The sequence below is a fragment of the Eubacterium sp. AM05-23 genome (genome assembly GCF_003477535.1).
GTDB classification, from domain to species: Bacteria; Bacillota; Clostridia; order Eubacteriales; family Eubacteriaceae; genus Eubacterium; species Eubacterium maltosivorans.
Window position 1 is genome coordinate 203,171 of the sequence record NZ_QUDF01000006.1, and the last position, 18,941, is coordinate 222,111.

The following is an 18,941-nucleotide window of genomic DNA, read 5'->3' on the forward strand; positions in this document are numbered from 1 at the left end:
TGCAATCTCCCTGCCTTGGTTTGTGTGCCGGGGTCTTTTTATTGCCCCAATCTCACGCAGAGGAGTTAACCACAATGGATAATAAAGTTATTGGCAGGCATATTCGTGAAGCCCGTCTTGATAAAAAACTGACGCAGTACCAGCTCGCGGAACGTGTTCATATTACACCGAATTATCTGAGCATGCTGGAACGCGGCACCCATCTGCCCAAACTTGAAACACTCATCACTATCTCCGAAGCACTGGAGGTTCCTGTCAGCGCGCTTCTTGCCGATTTTCCCGTCGAGTCCTTTACCAGCCGGATTCACTTTCTGTCCACTGCAATGGAAGGGCTGGACGACGAGCAATCTAAAATCGTGTGCGATGTCATCAAGGTAATGACTGATGGCTTTAAATTGAAAAAATAGCTAAAAAACCCGGATCGATAAGATCCGGGTTTTTTAATTAAAAGTCTGCGGCCGGGTAAAACAAATCGTTTCGCCGCCTTGCTGTATCCAGCATATTATTGTAGAGCATCTGCTGGTATTCCAGAACCTCTCGGTCGTGGATCGTCGGGTCTCCCCTTCTGAAGTACTGCTCCTCATTATCGATAATCCCTACAGAATTAATAACCGGCAGTGTCTCAGACAGCCTCATTAAATAATCATTGTAGGGCGTCCCCTGGATACCGGCCTGCTCCAGCAGCAGGCTGGAAAGGTAATTTATGCTCAGCTTATCCACCTGGGCCTCTGGGATGTCATAGTTTGCCCAGATGACAAAGGGCGTGACGTAACGCTTCTGCAGCTCCTCTGTGCTCCACTGATCCAAAGGCTTCTGCATGAGCTCTTCATAAAACGCCTGCTCAATATATGCCTGGTGATCTCCAAACATAACTATCAGCGTGGGCTCATCCTGCCCGCTGAAATAATCGATCAGACCTTTAAACGCTGCGTCGGAGTTTCGCATCAGAGATAAATACTGCTCGGTTTCGGGGTAACTTCCCTCCATCCCCTCCAGAAGCACTGGATCAAGATCATCAGCGTTCAGCTGGTAGCCAGCGTGGTTTTGGATGGTCACATCAAAGACAAACAGCGGATTATCCCCCTTGTTCTCATAAAGATCAATGACCTTGTCATAGGTGGCCGCATCGCTGACCCATTTTTCTCTAAGCGTCTGCGATTCCAAAAATTCTTCTTCTGAGAAAAACTGCTGAAAGCCAAAATTCGGATAAACCTTGTCACGGTTCCAGGCGTTCCGCTCTCCGGGATGGATGGCATAGCTGTTGTAGCCCTCATAGTTCAGCGTTGACGTAAGGCTGGGCGCCGGACCCTTAATATACAATTGATAGGGTCTTGCATTTTCCGGCAGATAAGCCGTCGTATTTCCGGTCAGAAAGGCATATTCGGAGTCACAGGTACCTCCACCGAAAACCGACACATAAAGATTCCCTTTAATGGTATTCTCCTGCAGGCTGTCAATAAAGGGCATAACGTCAATATTGGTGGAAAAATCCCCCACGGTCCGCAAATCGCTGAAGGACTCATTCATAATGGCAATGATATTGGGTTTATGATTGTTTTTCACTCCAGGTCCTGCAGCGGCTTTTTCCGTTGTCCCGCCCCGCCCGATGGCCCCGGTGGTCATGGGCTGCTGAACATTTTTGATGCTCTCGCCCAAAAACGCCAGGTCATAGCCCTCGGGTTCCCTGACATGGGAAAGCTTGGCATTGACCGTAAAAGTATAGGGGTAACCGTTAACCGGCATATCCCAGGCATAATAATACCGCTCCACATTGGTCTCAAAAAACAGACCAAAGGTGATGGCCAGTGTTACAAAAGCTGTCAGCCTCAGCTTACGGCTTTTGTATTTATCGTTAATGCTGCCGTTTGCTTTAAAGGCCCAGAACAACAGCGCCGTCAAAACCAGCGCAGCAAGCAAAATGGTGCCGCTGAGCTCAAAATGATAAGCTGAGGCGACCTGGAGTCCTGTCTTTGCTGAGAACAGATCCGTATAGAGCAGCGTATCTCCTCTGAACAGGCGGACAAAGTAGCCAGCCAGTCCAAAAATATACATCAGAATTCCTCCGCCTATCAAAGACGTTCTCATCCGCCCGGTTATAATATATAAAAACACATAGACTGCCATACAGCAGGCCAGATTTAAAAACAAACGGATCCCCTCCGTATCGAAGGGTGCTTCCTGAAAAATCTGGAAGATGGTATAGGAAAAGGCTGAGGACAGGACAAGCAGCAGCACGTTCCACAGAGCTGCCGCCCGTTCCCGGCACGCTATATTTGAAAAGATGGCCAGCCCGATCATAAACACACACAGCCCTGCTGTATTCAGGTAGCCCTCATCAAAGCCCATCATCTGGTAGCAAAGCGCCAGACTCAGGCTCAGCGCTGCCACTGCCGCCAGCGCCGCCAATATTCTTTTTTTACTCGTTGTTAAATTGATTACAGAATCCAAAAAAAACCTCCCGTTCTCTGGATATTATACCATTAAACGGGAGATTTTGTGTCATTTTCAATACAAATTAAGTTTTACTCTTTTAGCTTACTTTACCACCGGCTGGAATCACATCGCCGTCGACCGTCAGAATACTCAGTTTTTTTCCTTTTACAGCGGAAAGAATCATTCCGTTGGACTCCAGTCCGCGCAGCATTACTGGTTTCAGATTTGTACATACAATCACCTTTTTACCCACAAGGTCTTCAGGCTTATAATATTTGGCGATTCCAGAAATAATCTGGCGCTTTTCTGTCCCCAGATCCAGCTGGAATACCAGCAGTCGGTCTGCGTCAGGGTGCTGTTCACAGGAGATAACCTCCGCGACTTTCATCTCAACCTTGGCAAAATCGTCAATGGTGATCAGACCTTCCGGCACCTCGGTTTTTTCTTCCTTCTTCGCCTGTTTTTCCTTTTTAGGCTGCTGCTTTTGCTCTGGTTTTTCCTTCTTTACTTCAATTCTCGGGAAGATCGGTTCACAGCGTTCTACCTGGATGCCGTCCGGATATTTTCCAAAGGACTGGATGCTTTCCCAAGTCCTGAGTTCCTCCGGCACCTTGAGCTCATCGGCGATCTTAACGCCGGTATCCGGCATTGCAGCGCTTACGAGCACAGAAATTATTCTGAGAGACTCTGTCAGATTATACATAACCATTGCCAGCCGGGCTTTCTTTTCAGGATCTTTGATCAAAACCCAGGGCTGTGTCTCATCGATGTATTTATTTGTTCGGGATACCAGCTTCCAGATCGCCTCCAGCGCACGGCTGAAGTCCAGTTTATTCATGTAATCTTCCACAACGCCGGGAGTTTCCACGGCCAAGGCAGCGAGGTCAGCGTCAAAATCACCGCTTTCACGCTCAGCCGGAATCACACCGCCAAAATATTTCACGGTCATGGCCACTGTCCGACTCAGGAGATTACCCAAGTCATTGGCCAGATCAGAATTGATATGGCTGACCAGCAGGTCTTCGTTGTAAATACCGTCTGCACCATAAGTCATTTCACGCAGCACATGATAGCGCAGGGCGTCCACGCCGTATTTTTGGGCCAACTCTACCGGATCAACTACATTGCCCACAGATTTGGACATTTTACCGCCCTTTAACAGAATCCAGCCATGACCGTAGACGCGTTCCGGCAGGGGCAGATCCAGCGCCATGAGGATAATCGGCCAATAAATGGTATGAAAGCGGATAATGTCCTTACCGACCAGATGCACATTTGCTGGCCAGTATTTATCCATGAGCTGAGGCTTGTCATTCATGTAGCCAAGGGCCGAGATATAATTCGGGAGAGCGTCAATCCAGACATATACCACATGCCCCGGGTCAAAGGTTACCGGAACACCCCAGCTGAAGGAGGTTCTGGAAACACAGAGATCCTGAAGGCCGGGCTTGATGAAGTTGTTGATCATCTCGTTCTTCCGGGATTCCGGCTGAATAAAATCCGGATGGTCCTCAATATACTGCAATAAGCGGTCTGCATATTTGGACATTTTAAAGAAATAAGCTTCCTCAGAGGCCTTCTCAACCGGACGTCCGCAATCCGGGCAGTTGCCGTCCACCAGCTGGCTTTCCGTCCAGAAGGACTCGCAGGGCGTGCAGTACCAGCCTTCATATTTTCCCTTGTAGATATCGCCCTGATCATAGAGTTTTTTAAAAATCTGCTGGATGGTTTTCTCGTGTTCCGGATCTGTGGTGCGGATAAACTGGTCATAGTTAATGTTCATCAGCTTCCACAGCTCCTTAATTCTTCCCACTACGTCATCCACATAGGCCTGTGGGGTAACACCCTTTTCCTCGGCAACCTTCTGAATCTTCTGACCATGTTCATCCGTACCGGTTAAAAAATAGGCGTCATAGCCCGTCAGCTTTTTAAAACGGGTCAGGGTATCGGCGGCTACCGTGGTATAGGTATGGCCAATGTGTAAATCTCCGCTTGGATAATAGATCGGAGTTGTGACATAAAAAGTTTTCTTTTCTTCCATCGTATTTCCTCCTAAAAAAATAAAAAATAAAGAGAGCCTCTCCATATAAGGACGAAGCTCTCGTGTTACCACCTTACTTTCCGTCTGTCTCACGGCAGACGGCTCAGCTAATAAACCGGCGGGGTTTATTATTTGTTTTTAACGCTTTCCGCGGCTCTGGCTTAGGCGGCAGCCCTCACCAAAGCTTGCTCAGAGGCCATCTTCCATTCCTTGTCCACAGCCGGCTTTCACCTTTCCCGGCTCTCTGTATGCTTCCTCCGAATGTACTCTTCTCTTCATCGCAGTTTATATTTAATTTATTACTATACTATTATATCCAAATATTTTTAAAATGCAAGCCCTAATCGCTCTGGTTACCGTTTCAGTTCATTATAAATATCCCGCTTGCTCACGCCGCGGTCCCTGGCCACCTGTTTCATGGCTTCCTTTTCGCCCATGCCCTGGTCTTCGTAATGGGCCATGTGATCCTCCAGCGGAAGGGACATCAAATCCTGACCTCCCTCCGTAAACCCATCGCCGCCTTCAATGACCAGCACAAACTCGCCCTTGGGCGGGTTTTCAGAATACCAGTTCAGATGCTCCTGAACTGTACCCATTCGGGTCTCTTCGTATTTTTTTGTTATTTCCCTGGAAATACTCATTTTTCGGTCCGGAATGACCTGAACCATGGCTTCCAGTGTTTTCACCAGTCTGTGGGGCGTTTCGTAGAGAATAACTGTATTTTCAGAAGCGGCTATTTTCTCGATACCCTCGCGGATCTCTTTATTCTGCTTTCCTAAAAAACCCAGAAAGGTAAAAGCCCGGGCGTCAATGCCTGAAAGCACAAGCGCACAAAGCCCTGCGTTTGGTCCAGGCACCACCTCCACCGGAATTCCAGCTTCATTGCACCGGCTGACAATGACTGAGCCAGGGTCAGAGATAATAGGCATTCCCGCATCGCTGACCAGGGCGATATTTTTACCCGCTGTCAAAAACTCCAGCAGCTTTTCACTTCCGCTCTGCTCATTGTGCTGGTGATAGGCCAGCAGATGCTTCTTAAGCTCAAAATGATTGAGAAGCTTGACAGTATGACGGGTATCCTCCGCGGCAATCACATCCACTTCCTCTAAAACCCGAAGGGCCCTCAGCGTAATATCCTCAAGATTCCCGATGGGTGTCCCGACAATATATAATTTTCCCGGCATGGCATTCTCCATTTTTAATCAAACAAATTCCGCGCCACATAGACGCCGTTGACCGACGCCTGCATCAGACCGCGGGTGATGCCGGCGCCGTCGCCCAGCACATACAGGTTTTTAATATTGGTCTGAAACTTTTCGTCCACAGCCACCTTGTTGGAGTAGAACTTGACCTCCACCCCGTAGAGCAGCGTCTCGTCACTGGCCAGACCTGGCGACACATGGTCCAGCGCCTGGATCATTTCATCGATATCCTTCATGATGCGGTATGGCAGAACCAGACAGAGGTCTCCCGGTACAGCGTCCTTGAGGGTCGGACGAATATTGTTGCGGTGAAGCCGTTCCTCGTTGGTTCGCCGGCCTCTTATAAAGTCGCCATAGCGCTGCACCAGAATCTTATTCCCGGTGAGCATGTTTCCAAGGCTGGCGATATGCTTGCCATAAGCGATGGGCGCGTTAAAAGGCTCGGTAAAACCTTTTGAAACCAACAGCGCAAAATTGGTATTATCTGTTTTTAAAGCGTCAGATTTGTAGCTGTGGCCGTTGACCACTGCCAGATTGTCATCATAATACTCGGTTGAAACCACGCCCCCGGGATTTGAGCAGAAGGTCCGCACTGCGTCGTCAAAAGTCGGCGTGTAGTAGACCAGTTTGCCTTCATAAAGGGCGTCGTTGATTTCCTTCATAATTTCATTGCGGGTTTCAAGGCGGATACCGATATCCACCTTGCCCACCGTTGTATCTATGCCATAGGTGTCGCACATGGCTTTAAACCATTCAGACCCATCACGGCCTACACCGGCTAAAATTTTGTCCGCGTAATATTCACAGTCCGCCTGCACGCCAACGGCTGCACTATCCTCCACAATCAGGCTCTTTACCGGATTGCGGAACTTGATTTCTACTCCAAGATCATGGATCAAATGATCCTGGATGCGCTTATAAATGGTGTAGCCAACCTCTGTCCCCATATGGCGTATGGGACATTCAATAAGCTTTAAATTACTCTGAATGGCCTTTGTTCTTATCTCACGAATTTTCTCTGGATTATCAAGACCGTGTACCTTGGGGTCTGCCCCAAAGCGCAGGTAATGCTCATCCACATAGGCGATAAGTTCTTCGGTTTTCTCATAGCCGATATAATCCGGCAGCTCCCCGCCGACATCCGGCGACAGCGAGAGCTTCCCGTCTGAGTAAGCACCGGCTCCGGCAAAACCGGTTGTAATGTTACAGGGCTTACAGCCCACACACACACCGGTCTTACGCTTTGGGCAAATTCGTTTTTCAATGGCGTTGCCCTTTTCCAGCATTAAAATACTGAGCTCAGGCTTTTCTTTTTTTAGCTCAAGCGCAGCAAAAATGCCGGCAGGGCCGGCGCCGATTATGATTACATCATATTTGTTCATATGAAACCCTTCTTACCCTGATCGTCAGGGTAACCTTCAATAAAAAATAATGAAAAATTATTTATTCTTTAGTTTTCCATTCTCCATTCAACCGATAAAGGATCACAGATTCTTCGGAAATCGATCATCCATTATAGGATGATCTCCTCATCATCTGCGTTAGCTTCATTATCGTTCACCCGCTTACGCTCCTGTTCGCTACCAAATTTGCCGATAGCAAATTTGGATTCAGCGTCAGTATCCCGGGTCCTCGTAGAAATCAGGGGCGGGATCATTAAATTTAGTATATTCAGGCAGCCACGCAAGCTTCAGGCGGCCGGTCGGGCCGTTACGCTGTTTAGCGATATCCAGCTCGGCAATGTGTGGCTCAGATTCCTTGTTATAGTAATAATCACGGTATAAAAACATAACCACATCCGCATCCTGCTCAATGGAGCCAGACTCACGGAGGTCGGCGAGCATGGGATGATGGTCTGTCCTCGCATCTGGCGCACGACTGAGCTGTGAGAGACAGATCAGCGGACAGTCCATTTCACGGGCAAGGCCCTTCAGACCTCGAGAGATCTCCGAAATTTCATTCTGCCTGTTTTCCGCCTTTCCCCTGCCGCTCATAAGCTGCAGGTAGTCGATAAGAATCAAGTCCAGTCCTTTTTCTGTCTTGAGGCGGCGGCATTTTGACCTTACCTCTGACAATGTCACCCCCGGAGTATCGTCAATAAAGATATTGGTATTGTATAAATGGCTGTAGCCAAGAGAGATGCTCTCCCAGTCCTCCGGTGAAAGCTCTCCTGTACGGATCTTGTTACTGTCGACCAGAGATTCCGCACAGAGCATACGCTGTACCAGCTGGGCTTTAGACATTTCAAGACTGAAAATAGCGACCGCTGCATTTTCTTTCAGGGCAGCGTTCTGGGCCAGGTTTAAGGCAAAGGCCGTTTTACCCATGGAGGGGCGCGCCGCCACGAAGATCAGGTCAGACCTCTGCAGACCGGAGGTATAAAGATCAAGCTCTGAAAAGCCAGTGGTCAGACCAGTCAGATTACCCTGGTTCTGCTGGATCGTCTCAATCTGCATCAGGGTTTCACCAAGGGTCTCGCTTATGGGCTCAAAATCTCCACGTTTTTTCCCCTGTGAAACCTTAAAAATACTCTGCTCTGCGCTTTCGATGACGGATTCCACATCGTCATACTGGCCGTAGCTTTCATTGAGGATTTCTGTGGCGGTGTCAATCAGGTTTCGTATAACCGATTTTTCCTGAACAATTTTACAGTATTCCTCATAATTCGTGTACATGGGGACCTGGTCAACCAATCCCGCGATATAGGCCGGTCCTCCGATTTCTTCAAGAACGCCCCGGTTTTTAAGCATATTGATCAGGGTTACGGTATCAATGGGCCGTCTTTCATCATGCAGTGCCAGCATACATTCAAATATTCTGGCATTGGCTGTGCTGTAAAAATCATCCGGCGACAGCAGCTCCTCGGCTCTGGCGATATTGGATTCTTCCAGCAAAATCGCTCCGAGCACCGACTGCTCTGCTTCAAGGTTGTGGGGCGGAGTCTTCGGGTTAATCACCTGATTTCACCTCCTTTTTTAAAAAATTTCCCAGGAAATTGGCACGGATTTCCAAATTTATTTTGCGGCTTCAACCACCACTGTCAGGTTGCCCTCAACGCCGGCATAGGTTTTAACCTTCACCTCAATGCGTCCGACATTTCTGACCGGTGCGTTTAAAGCGATCTTGCGTTTATCCACTTTGATCTCTTTCTGAGCTTCCAGGGCCTCCGCAATATCCTTGCTTGTGACAGAGCCGAAAAGCTTTCCGTCTTCCCCTGCTTTTTCAGCGATGGTGACGGTCGTATCGTCAATGACCTTGGCCATAGCCACAGCAGCCTGGCGTTCTTCTTCCATCTGCTGTTTTTTCAGAGCCTGAGCTTCCTCTGCCTTAGCAATATTTTCCTTTGTTCCCGGAAGGCCTTTATTGGTTTTGATTAAAAAGTTACGGCCATAGCCATCCTTAACATTGACAATTTCGCCGGCTTTGCCGACATTTTGAACATCTTCTAATAACACTACTTTCATTTTTCTTCTCTCTCTTTCATATATTCTTCTATAGCGTCAAGTAACATCTGTTTTCCGACATCCAGATCATTGATATCCGGAAGCTGGGCACCCGCGATGGCCAGATGACCGCCGCCGCCCATTTTTTCGAGGATCAGCTGAACGTTAACCTCACCCATGGAACGGCCGCTGATAACCAGCCCGCTGCCACTCTTTAAGAGGATGAAAGATGCATTGATCCCCTTGATATTTAACAGCTCGTCCGCTGCCTGGGCAGCGATGATCTTAGCATATTCCGATTCGTTTTCCAACTGGGAAATCGCGATGCTGTCAAAATAGATTTTCGCGTTCCGCACCGCTTCTGACCGGGTGGAATAGGTTGCGAGGTCATCCTGAAGCATGGTTTTAGCAATAATGGTATCCGCGCCTTTACGACGGAGATAGGAGGCTGCCTCAAAGGTCCGCACCCCTGTTTTAAAGGTGAACATCTTTGTGTCCATGCACATACCTGCCATGAGGGCATTGGCCTCGGTTTCGTTCATGCTTTCCTTTTCATCAAGGTACTGGAGCAGTTCGGTGATCAATTCACAGGTCGAGGAGGCATAGGCCTCGGTGTAATTGAGCACCGTCTTTTCGATGAACTTTCCTGAACGCCGGTGGTGGTCGATAACCACAATCTTTTCGATTTCTTCGATCAGCTCTGGAACCTCCAGATAATTGGCGTTCTGGGTATCCACGATGATCAGCAGGGTATTGGGCGTAATGTAGTCCTCCGCTTCCTTTGGCTTGATAAAGGATTCCCGGTACTCGTCGTTTTCCATGAGATACTGGAACAGCTCCTTGATACTGTAGTTAATCTCCTTGATAACAATCTTACCGGTTTTATTGAGGGCCTTGCAGGCGCCCAGAAGACCGACTGCGGCGCCCAGACAATCCATATCCGGCGTCTGATGCCCCATAATCAGAACATTATCGGATTCCCGGATAAGTTCTCTGAGGCCGTGGGCCTTAACCCTTGCCTTAACCTTGGTCCGTTTCTCCGTGGCTTCGGTGGTTCCGCCATAAAAAGCCATCTTTTCATCCTGCCTGACAACGGCCTGATCGCCGCCGCGGGCAAGGGCAATGTCCAGCGCCGCGTGGGAAAGCTCGTCGGCTTCACGAATGGCCAGTGGCTCATCAGACACACCAATACCGATACTCAGGGTTACCTGGGATTTTTCTTCCGTTTCTGTCTCCCGGATTTCATCGAGAATACGGAAACGCTCTTCCTCCATGGCCCTGAGTTTTTCTTTTTCAAAAATCATTAAATAGTGGTCATTTTCATATTGAATAATCACCGCTCCGACCGTCTTGGCCCATTCGTTGATCTTCAGGTCAATCTGGCTCAGAACCGCAGACCGCTCGTGGCTGGGGAGCTGCTCGATGATATCATCGTAGTTGTCGATTAAAATATAACAGAAAACCGGTTCGTTTTCTTTATAGATTTCCTGCTGTTTTTTCTGAATGGTGACATCGAAAAAGTGTAACAGGATCAGTGTTTCATCTCCATCGCTGAAGCTGTTTGACACAATGGTATAGTCTGTATCTTTGTGGTTGAATTCCTGTTCCTTTTCCCTGAGCAGGGTTTCCAGATCAATCCCAAGCTCTTCCTGAATTTTTTTTCCAAAAAAATTGGCCGCCGTATCCTTCTTTTTAAAATTCCGATCAAAATACTGGTTATACCAGCAGATTTGTCCGTCTTCATTGACAATGACCAGGGCAATCGGCAGCTCATACATCCGCTCCTGGTTTAAACGATCGATATCGCCATAAATAGTCTCAATGGCTTTCTGAAGACGCAGATTGGACTGCTTTTCCTCCTGGCTGTCACGCCAGAAGCAGATACCGCAGAGCAGAACGCCCAGACACCCAAGCGGGATATTGTAGAACAGGAGAATCAGCGACAGCAGAAAAATCACCAGATAGAGTTTCGACGCGATTGATTGCTTCTCTTTCATATGTTTGTACCATCTCGATTTTCTATAAATTTTCGTACATCAATGTAAATATCCGCAACGCCTACAAAAGAAATGATATAGGAAATATACGGTATAAACAGACAAAGTACGACGATCAGAATCTTCAGGCCCATGGATTCCTTCGCCCGCTTGCGGTTTATCAGCCAGTACACAAAGGATATCCCCATTAAAAAATACAGAAGATAGATAATCATCATCAGTGTATAGGTGTAGACGGCCGGAATCGTATCAATATGTGCCAGATCAATGACTAAAAGGACAATGACCACCATAATGAGAAAATTTTTAAAGGATCTCGGCAGACGCCATTTACTGAGCTGCGGAAGGGTTTTTACCGGCAGACGCATCCGTTTCAGGATCGTGTCAGAAATTAACACATTCGCCCAGGCAATAAAGAATGGCGAAATCAAAAACGCCAGCGGAATGACCATTTTCATGGTCTCCTTCATCTGGTCAACGGCTGTTTGCAACAAGCTCAGCTGATCCTCCGGAAACGCGCCCAGAGAACGGTAAACGTCCATTACCTGCGCCGATGAGGTATCAATGGTTTCTGTAAGCATTGCGACAAAATTCTGTCCCGTCAGGACCTGCAGCAAAATAATGATCAGAATGATCGCTGCAAAAATCCCCGCATAAGCGACAGCAAGTTTAAGAAAACCATCTTTACGCTTGTAATACATATACCCAAGACTACAGCCCACAAAAATCATATAGATACCATAGCCCCCGGCTGTAAGCGGGTCCATAAACATAAATAGAATCAGCGTTGCCGCCAGGCCCGCGATAAGTGTTACCCTAAAGCCCTGTTTTTCCGCCAGTATCACCATCGGTACTGGAATCAGAAAAAAAAGCAGCAGTAAAAAGGGAACATAAGAAGAAAACAGAGCGATGATTACCGCCAATGCGCACAGCATTGCACCCTCTGTTATGGCCTTAGTTTTCATTTTTCATACCTTCCTTTTCAAGGCATATATATCCACTTTTATTATACACGATACACCTTGAATTAGTTTTAAAATACCTGTCGTCCTTAAAAAGACTAAAATGAACCTAGATATTATACCACATTCCCGGCTTAATGAACACATTTCTATAAATTTCACAACATTTTTGCAACATTCTTTTTATCTTTATGATTTTGTGGTATAAATAATATCAGCATTTAATTGAAGAATCTTTTACGAAATGTTAAACTATTTTTAAGTGGATAACTGAAAGGAGAAACAATGTCTGATTATATTGTAAGAGCCACAGCTGCCGACGGACAGATTCGCGCATATGCCGCGACGACACGGGAGCTATGTGCCCATGCGCATAAAATACACAATACTTCCCCTGCTGCCACTGTGGCACTCGGCCGCCTGCTGACAGCCGGCAGCTTAATGGGAAGCATGATGAAAAACGATGATGAGGTACTGACCCTGCAGATTAAAAGTGACGGCCCCATTGGCGGTATTACTGTCACTGCCAACAGCAAGGCCGATGTCAAGGGATTCGTCTTTGAACCTCAGGTGAAAAGTGAAAACCCGCTTGAAACGGAAAAGGTGATTGGAAATGGAAATTTAAGTATTATTAAGGATATTGGCTTAAAGGAACCTTATGTGGGCACCTCACCGTTGGTAACCGGCGAAATTGCTGAGGATTTAACCTATTACTATGCCTTTTCTGAGCAGATTCCAACCTCTGTGGCACTTGGTCTTACCTTAAAGGAAGAGACAGAGGTCAACCAGGCTGGCGGTTTTATCATCCAGCTCATGCCTTATACCTCTGACGAAATCATCGACCAGCTTGAGAAAAAATTAAGCCAGGCCGAATCCGTCACCACACTTCTGGAAAAGGGCCAGACTCCCGAAGAAATTCTGGAAATTATACTGGGCGAATTCGGCGTAAACATCATTGACCGTCTGCCCACCCAGTTCAAATGTGACTGTTCGAGAGAACGTGTCACCAAAGCCCTCATCAGTGTCGGTGAAAAAGACCTGCAGGAAATGATCGACGACGGCAAGACCATTGAGGTCAACTGTGATTTTTGCGGCAAACATTACTATTTTACTCCAGAGGATCTGCAGATCCTGCTTCAGATGGTAACAAAGAAAAAAATGCAGAAATTTAAGGTCGTGGACGCAGAATAATAAAAGCACTAAAAAAACGAACTGAAAACTCAGTTCGTTTTTTTAGTGGATACCGGAATGAAACCTTGGTTTCCGGCCTCTTCAACCATCTTCAGAAAATAGCGGTACACTCCCGCGTCCTCAGTCAGCTCAGGGTGAAAGGCGGTTGCCAGCATATTTTCCTGTCGGGCAGCTACAATATGCCCCTCCAGCTCACACAGCGCCTCTGTGCCGCCTCCTACAGACTCTATGTAGGGCGCCCGGATAAAAACCATCGGCATCGGCGCCTGGCCAAAGGCCGGAATGGTTTCATAACGCTTAAAGCTGTCAATCTGCCGTCCATAGGCATTACGTCTGACGGTGATGTCCATGACGTCCAGATACGGCTTTTCTCCCAGTATATGCCTTGCCAGCAGAATAAGCCCCGCACAGGTCCCCCAGACCGGCATGCCATTCAGAATACGGTCTTTCAGCGGCTCCATGAGGCCAAAGTCCCGCAGAAGCTTACCGATGGTCGTGCTCTCGCCTCCAGGCAGGATCATACCGTCCACAGACGCGATTTCCGTTTTTCGTTTTACCGGTATGCCCCGCACGCCCAGACGGCCCAGGCACTCCAGATGCTCCTCCACTGAGCCTTGAAGCGCCAGAACCCCGACGCTCGGGCCTTTACCAGCCCCGGCCTGCATAGCGATCTTCCTCGGTCAGATCTTTCAAATCGATGCCGGACATGGCTTTTCCAAGACCCTCGCTGACCTCTGCCAGAATTTCCGGATCATTGTAATAGGCCGTTGCCTTGACAATGGCCTTTCCAACCTTCTCGGGATTCTCTGACTTGAAAATACCTGACCCCACAAAAACACCCTCGCTGCCCAGCTGCATCATAAGGGCTGCGTCTGCCGGTGTCGCGATACCGCCGGCGGAAAAATTAACCACAGGCAGCCTGCCGCTTTCGTGGACTTCACACACCAGATTGTACGGCGCCCCGATTTCCTTGGCATAGGCCATCAGCTCCTCTTTGCGCATGCCGGCCACCTGGCGCATATCCGCCTGAATGGTCCGCATATGGCGCACAGCCTCGACGACGTTGCCAGTGCCTGCCTCACCCTTTGTACGGATCATGGAAGCGCCTTCCCCGATACGGCGCAACGCCTCGCCGAGATTTCTCGCGCCGCAGACAAAGGGAACCTTGAAGGCGGTTTTGTCAATGTGAAAGCTTTCATCCGCAGGCGTCAGGACTTCACTCTCGTCGATATAGTCGATTCCCAACGATTCAAGGATCTGCGCCTCAGCGATATGGCCGATCCGCACCTTCGCCATAACCGGAATGGTCACTGCCTCCTGGATTTCCTTAATCATCTTCGGGTCGCTCATTCTGGCGACGCCGCCTTCCTTTCGGATGTCTGACGGAACCCGCTCCAGCGCCATAACCGCTACCGCCCCGCATTCCTGGGCGATTTTCGCCTCCTCCGGTGTGGTGACATCCATGATCACCCCGCCTTTAAACATTTGAGCCAGATTTTTATTTAATTCATTTGACATGATTTTTCTCCAATTTATATTTTTTATTGACAGATATCTGTAAGCTTGGGTATTATTATAGTTAAGAACTGACTCCTGCGCAATAACCAGATTTAAAATAATTAATAGTATCAGATTGGAGAATTATGCTGACCTTTATTCTGAATCCCGACCACGAAATTCCACTGTATCAGCAGCTATACAGCTTTATCCGGAAGGAAATCGAAACCGGCAGGCTGCAGCCCGGTGAAAAACTGACCTCAAAAAGAAAGCTGGCCGCCCACCTGAAAATCAGCCAGAATACTGTGGCCACAGCCTATGAGCAGCTGTCTGCAGAGGGTTATATTATCTCTAAGCCCAAGAGCGGCTACTACGTGGCGGTTTTGGAGGATCTGCTGCCCGATATGCCCGAAAATCCTCCCGAGGCGGCGGCCCGCTCAGGCGAAAAGCCCAAGCGTAAGCAGTGGCTTTATGACTTTAAAACCAATACCGTTGACGCCAACTTCTTTCCCTTTCCCACCTGGGCAAAAATCTCGCGGGAAATCCTCCACAACCGCAACCGCAATCTGCTGAGGGCCGTCGATCCCCGGGGGTATTATCCCTTGAGAAAGGCCATCGCGGACTATGTGCACCAGTACCGCGGGGTCAACTGCACGCCGGAGCAGATCATCATCGGCGCCGGGTCGGAATACCTGCTGGGCCTTGCAGTGCAGCTTCTCGGACGGAAAAGCCGCTACGCGGTGGAAAATCCCAATTACAACAAGGTTTACAAGGTTATTAAAAGTAACGGCGCAGACGTGAGCCTTATTTCCCTGGATGACGACGGCGTGTCCATGGAAAGCCTGAAAAATTCCGGTGCGGATATTCTCCATCTTACGCCGTCTCACCAGTTTCCATTGGGCATTGTCATGCCTGTGGGCCGGCGCATGGCGCTGCTGAAATGGGCGCTGGAGTCTCCGGAGCGCTATATCCTCGAGGATGACTATGACAGCGAGTTTCGTTTTAACGGCCGCCCCATTCCTGCCCTGCAGGGGCTTGACACCGCGGATAAGGTCATTTATTTTAACACCTTTACCCGGAGTCTCGCACCCTCCATGCGTATCTCATACATGATTCTGCCCGAGCGGCTGCTCCACAGCTACTGTGAGGATTTTTCCTTTTACTCCTCCACTGTTGCCCGCTTTGAGCAGCATACCCTGCACCAGTTTATGGAGGACGGCCATTTTGAGCGTCATTTAAGCCGGATGCGTAAAATTTACAAGGTGCGGCGGAATAAAATGCTGGAATGTATCCGCAGGCTGCCCATGGCGGATAAAATAGAAATCTCCGGTGAAAACGCTGGGCTTCATCTGCTGTTGAAATTTGATCCGCCCTGTACTGAGGAAGCCCTTGTCGAACGGGCAAAGGCTGCAGGTATCCGGGTCTACGGACTGTCAGAATATTATATTGAGTCAGATATTAAAATGCCCCGTAACGTCATCGTCTTGGGCTACGCCAGCTTTACTGAAGAAGAAATCGAGAATGCTGTGGCGCTTTTAGGTCATGCCTGGAGCGCGATTTACTGAGGAGAAAACTATGAAGCGTTATTATATCATTGTTGAGGGCCGTGTTCAGGGCGTCGGCTTCCGGTATTTTGTCCAGTCCATTGCAGCTGGTTATGGCCTGACTGGCTGGGTCCGCAATTTGGACAACGGAATGGTGGATATGGAAGTCCAGGGTGAGGAAGCTCTGATTCATAAGTTTATGGTCGCTGTCCGAAAAGGCAACCATTTTATACGTGTGGATGACTATTCCATGAAACCCATCGCTCTGGGAGTGGATGGCAAATTTAAAATAAAGTATTAAAAAAACACCGGAATCTAAAGATTCTGGTGTTTTTTATGCTTTTTAGTTGTTAGATGTGTATGGTAATAATGCAATATTACGTGCACGTTTAACAGCTTCGGTTACCTTACGCTGATGTTTTGCGCAGGTTCCAGTAGCTCTTCTTGGTAAGATTTTGCCACGTTCAGAAATGTATTTCTTTAACGTAGCCACATCTTTATAATCGACTTCTGTTTCATGTCTTTCACAGAATTCGCATACTTTTCTTCTTCTTTTAAACGGTTTTGGCATTGTTTTATCCTCCTATCTTAAAAAGGTACTTCGTCATCGTCTGCCATCAAATGGAAATCGTCATCGAAATCTAAAGGCATATTATTGGCTGGCTGCGGTGCTGCTTTTGCCGGCGCCTGATTGTAGCCGCCACCAAAATTATCATTATAACCGCTTCCGCCGCCATCATTTTTGCTACCGATAAAATCAAATTCTTCCAGAACAACCTCTGTCACGTAACGTTTAGAGCCATCCTGAGCGTCGTAGGAACGGGACTGTAATCTTCCGGTCAGAGCGATTTGTCTGCCCTTGCCAAGATACTGGCAAATGACTTCAGCCTGTCTTCCCCATGCAACAATATTGAAAAAGTCTGCGGTTGGCTGACCTTCCTGTTTGAACCGTCTGTCAACAGCTAAAGAAAAAGTCGCTACTGATTTTCCGGTATTGGTTGTGCGCAGTTCAGGGTCTCTTGCTAATCTTCCTACTAAAATTACTTTATTCACGGTTTAACCTCTATTTTTCTTTTTTAACGATGATGCTTCTGATGAACTCTTCATTCATCTTGAATAAGTAGTCAAGGCTGTCTAATACAGACTGTTCAGCTTTGAATTCAATCACAACATAGTAACCTTCGGTATACTTTTTGTCGATTTCGTAAGCTAACTTTCTTTTACCCCATTCATCAACAGTTCCAACTTCACCTGCTGCTGCAATGGCGCCTTTAACCTTCTCAATCCAGGAATCTGTAACTTCCTTTTCTAATTCAGGTTGTAAAACAAATACTGTTTCGTAAGCTCTCATTTCATTCACCTCCTTGTGGACTATGGCGCACCGCTTCTGCAATGCGCAAGGGTACAGTTCAATAGTATATCATAAAAGTAAAAAAAAGCAAACTCTTTTTTAAAAAAGAATTTGCTCAGAATTTCCTCCAGATAAAAGATACAGTCTTGGCTATACCAGTTTATGCGTCTGCTATTGATCATCCCCGTTGTGTTCAACAACTTTTTTAATCATCTTATTAAACTTGGACCGCGGCACAGTAACCATGTGCTCACAGCCTGTACATTTTAACTTGATTTCTCCTCCCATGCGAAGAATTTTCCAGTTATAGCTGCCACAGGGGTGTTTTTTCTTCAGCTCCACAATATCCCCGAGGCCATATTCCCTGTTTTCCATACAGGCTCCTTTCTATTTTTCCATAATTTGCGGCTTAGACTGTCCATTGGAATAGACAACGTATTTGCCATAAGGGATCTCGATTCCCTTCTCGTCAAAAACTTCCTTAATGCGTTTTCTGAGCGCAGTTTCCGCCTTTACCTTTCTGGCCGCGTCCTCGTCAGCAATGATGCGGATATTCATGGACGATGGGTCCATCCGGGTCACACCCAGTACCTCTGGCTTCCCGACAAACAATGTTTCGTTGGCGTTATAAACTTCCTCACAGATTTCCCGGAGAACAGAGATTACATAATCAATATTTTCTTCATAGGCAACTCCGACGTCCACCACAGCCTTGATGGTTCCCTTAGAGTGGTTAATGAGCCGGTCAATTTTTCCGTTGTGGATAATAAACAGACCGCCATCCATTTCCCGAATCGCCGTTGTCCGGACGCCGATGGTTTCCACCACCCCGTAGTGGTCATTATCGATGGTCACATAATCGCCCACAGAAAACTGGTTTTCAAAAATAATGACAAAACCGCTCATGACATCTTCCACCAGGCCCTGGGCGCCGAAACCAATGGCCAGAGTTCCAACTCCGGCAACCGCGAGAAGGGCCCCTACGTCGGTGAAAAAGGATAAAACGGTCAATAGTTCCGTCAAGAGCAATGCCGTCCTTAAAAACGTCTTTAAAGCCTTTTTAAGGGTAAGTACTCTTTTTCGCTCTTGTGGTGTGATATTTTTCTTATTTTCATTAAAAAATTTATTGACCAGCCCATTGCTGACTTTGATGAGAATAAAAAAGACAATAATCGTGATGACAACCGAAATGATTTTTTCAGTCAGCTCGCTCAGATCAATTCCACTCAGCAAATGCTGCCAGAGATCTCCAACATTTTCGTATACCATAAATCCTCCCT

At 47.6% G+C, this 18,941-nt stretch carries 19 protein-coding genes and 1 other annotated feature; of the genes, 4 read left to right on the forward strand and 15 right to left on the reverse strand.

The features are described 5' to 3' along the window. The first annotated feature begins 74 nt into the window (after positions 1-74). Entirely contained in the window at positions 75-407 is a 333-nt protein-coding gene (locus tag DW091_RS10255) for a helix-turn-helix transcriptional regulator (protein ID WP_058696288.1), read from the forward strand. 37 nt (positions 408-444) lie between these two features. Here DW091_RS10255 and DW091_RS10260 read toward each other — a convergent pair whose 3' ends face one another. The 8 genes from DW091_RS10260 to DW091_RS10295 all read right to left on the reverse strand — a co-directional run bounded on the left by DW091_RS10260 (position 445) and on the right by DW091_RS10295 (position 12,081). Further along, positions 445-2,448: an LTA synthase family protein gene (locus DW091_RS10260; protein WP_118518098.1), complete on the reverse strand. Its 2,004-nt coding sequence runs from the start codon at positions 2,446-2,448 to the stop codon at positions 445-447. Between the two features lie 82 nt (positions 2,449-2,530). Continuing rightward, the gene (metG, locus tag DW091_RS10265) at positions 2,531-4,474 is read right to left on the reverse strand and encodes a methionine--tRNA ligase (protein WP_074616409.1); all 1,944 of its coding nucleotides are present in this window, start codon (positions 4,472-4,474) and stop codon (positions 2,531-2,533) included. 44 nt (positions 4,475-4,518) lie between these two features. After that, positions 4,519-4,762 (reverse strand) — a binding site (T-box leader). 65 nt (positions 4,763-4,827) lie between these two features. Continuing rightward, positions 4,828-5,658 (reverse strand): 16S rRNA (cytidine(1402)-2'-O)-methyltransferase, encoded by an 831-nt coding sequence (gene rsmI / locus DW091_RS10270; RefSeq protein WP_118518099.1) that lies wholly within the window; start codon positions 5,656-5,658, stop codon positions 4,828-4,830. Positions 5,659-5,672: 14 nt separating this feature from the next. Continuing rightward, on the reverse strand, positions 5,673-7,058 hold the full coding sequence (locus DW091_RS10275; RefSeq protein WP_118518100.1) for an FAD-dependent protein: 1,386 nt from the start codon (positions 7,056-7,058) through the stop codon (positions 5,673-5,675). Between the two features lie 234 nt (positions 7,059-7,292). Next, positions 7,293-8,633, reverse strand: a complete 1,341-nt coding sequence (dnaB, locus tag DW091_RS10280) for a replicative DNA helicase (RefSeq protein WP_058696293.1) — start codon at positions 8,631-8,633, stop codon at positions 7,293-7,295. A gap of 57 nt (positions 8,634-8,690) precedes the next feature. Beyond that, entirely contained in the window at positions 8,691-9,140 is a 450-nt protein-coding gene (rplI, locus tag DW091_RS10285; RefSeq protein ID WP_118518101.1) for a 50S ribosomal protein L9, read from the reverse strand. Beyond that, entirely contained in the window at positions 9,137-11,116 is a 1,980-nt protein-coding gene (locus DW091_RS10290) for a DHH family phosphoesterase (RefSeq protein WP_058696295.1), read from the reverse strand. The genes rplI and DW091_RS10290 overlap by 4 nt, the downstream gene beginning before the upstream one ends. Continuing rightward, a complete protein-coding gene (locus tag DW091_RS10295; RefSeq protein ID WP_074616406.1) occupies positions 11,113-12,081 on the reverse strand; it encodes a DUF2232 domain-containing protein in 969 nt (322 codons plus the stop codon). Before DW091_RS10295 ends, DW091_RS10290 begins: the two co-directional genes overlap by 4 nt. A gap of 282 nt (positions 12,082-12,363) precedes the next feature. Here DW091_RS10295 and hslO point away from each other — a divergent pair, with 282 nt between their 5' ends. Further along, a complete protein-coding gene (hslO, locus tag DW091_RS10300) occupies positions 12,364-13,269 on the forward strand; it encodes an Hsp33 family molecular chaperone HslO (protein WP_058696297.1) in 906 nt (301 codons plus the stop codon). 29 nt (positions 13,270-13,298) lie between these two features. Here hslO and pdxT read toward each other — a convergent pair whose 3' ends face one another. After that, positions 13,299-13,934 carry a pyridoxal 5'-phosphate synthase glutaminase subunit PdxT gene (gene pdxT / locus DW091_RS10305; RefSeq protein ID WP_074616405.1) on the reverse strand — a complete coding sequence of 212 codons (636 nt, stop codon included), beginning with the start codon at positions 13,932-13,934 and terminating at the stop codon, positions 13,299-13,301. After that, on the reverse strand, positions 13,915-14,787 hold the full coding sequence (pdxS, locus tag DW091_RS10310; protein WP_118518102.1) for a pyridoxal 5'-phosphate synthase lyase subunit PdxS: 873 nt from the start codon (positions 14,785-14,787) through the stop codon (positions 13,915-13,917). The genes pdxT and pdxS overlap by 20 nt, the downstream gene beginning before the upstream one ends. Before the next feature lie 125 nt (positions 14,788-14,912). On the opposite strand from pdxS, the gene DW091_RS10315 reads away from it, so the two are divergent. Then, positions 14,913-16,331, forward strand: coding sequence for a PLP-dependent aminotransferase family protein (locus tag DW091_RS10315; RefSeq protein WP_118518103.1), 1,419 nt, complete (start codon positions 14,913-14,915; stop codon positions 16,329-16,331). A 10-nt stretch (positions 16,332-16,341) separates the two neighbouring features. Further along, positions 16,342-16,611, forward strand: a complete 270-nt coding sequence (locus tag DW091_RS10320; protein WP_074616402.1) for an acylphosphatase — start codon at positions 16,342-16,344, stop codon at positions 16,609-16,611. Between the two features lie 42 nt (positions 16,612-16,653). On the opposite strand, the gene rpsR is transcribed toward DW091_RS10320, so the two are convergent. The 5 genes from rpsR to DW091_RS10345 all read right to left on the reverse strand — a co-directional run bounded on the left by rpsR (position 16,654) and on the right by DW091_RS10345 (position 18,930). After that, entirely contained in the window at positions 16,654-16,881 is a 228-nt protein-coding gene (gene rpsR, locus DW091_RS10325; protein WP_013382824.1) for a 30S ribosomal protein S18, read from the reverse strand. Between the two features lie 17 nt (positions 16,882-16,898). Beyond that, positions 16,899-17,363 (reverse strand): single-stranded DNA-binding protein, encoded by a 465-nt coding sequence (ssb, locus tag DW091_RS10330; protein ID WP_013382825.1) that lies wholly within the window; start codon positions 17,361-17,363, stop codon positions 16,899-16,901. Positions 17,364-17,373: 10 nt separating this feature from the next. Next, positions 17,374-17,661 (reverse strand): 30S ribosomal protein S6, encoded by a 288-nt coding sequence (gene rpsF, locus DW091_RS10335; RefSeq protein ID WP_013382826.1) that lies wholly within the window; start codon positions 17,659-17,661, stop codon positions 17,374-17,376. A gap of 171 nt (positions 17,662-17,832) precedes the next feature. Next, positions 17,833-18,036, reverse strand: coding sequence for a DUF951 domain-containing protein (locus tag DW091_RS10340; protein WP_058696302.1), 204 nt, complete (start codon positions 18,034-18,036; stop codon positions 17,833-17,835). Between the two features lie 12 nt (positions 18,037-18,048). Beyond that, complete coding sequence (locus DW091_RS10345; RefSeq protein WP_118518104.1) at positions 18,049-18,930, reverse strand: mechanosensitive ion channel family protein; 882 nt, start codon at positions 18,928-18,930, stop codon at positions 18,049-18,051. Positions 18,931-18,941 lie beyond the last annotated feature (11 nt).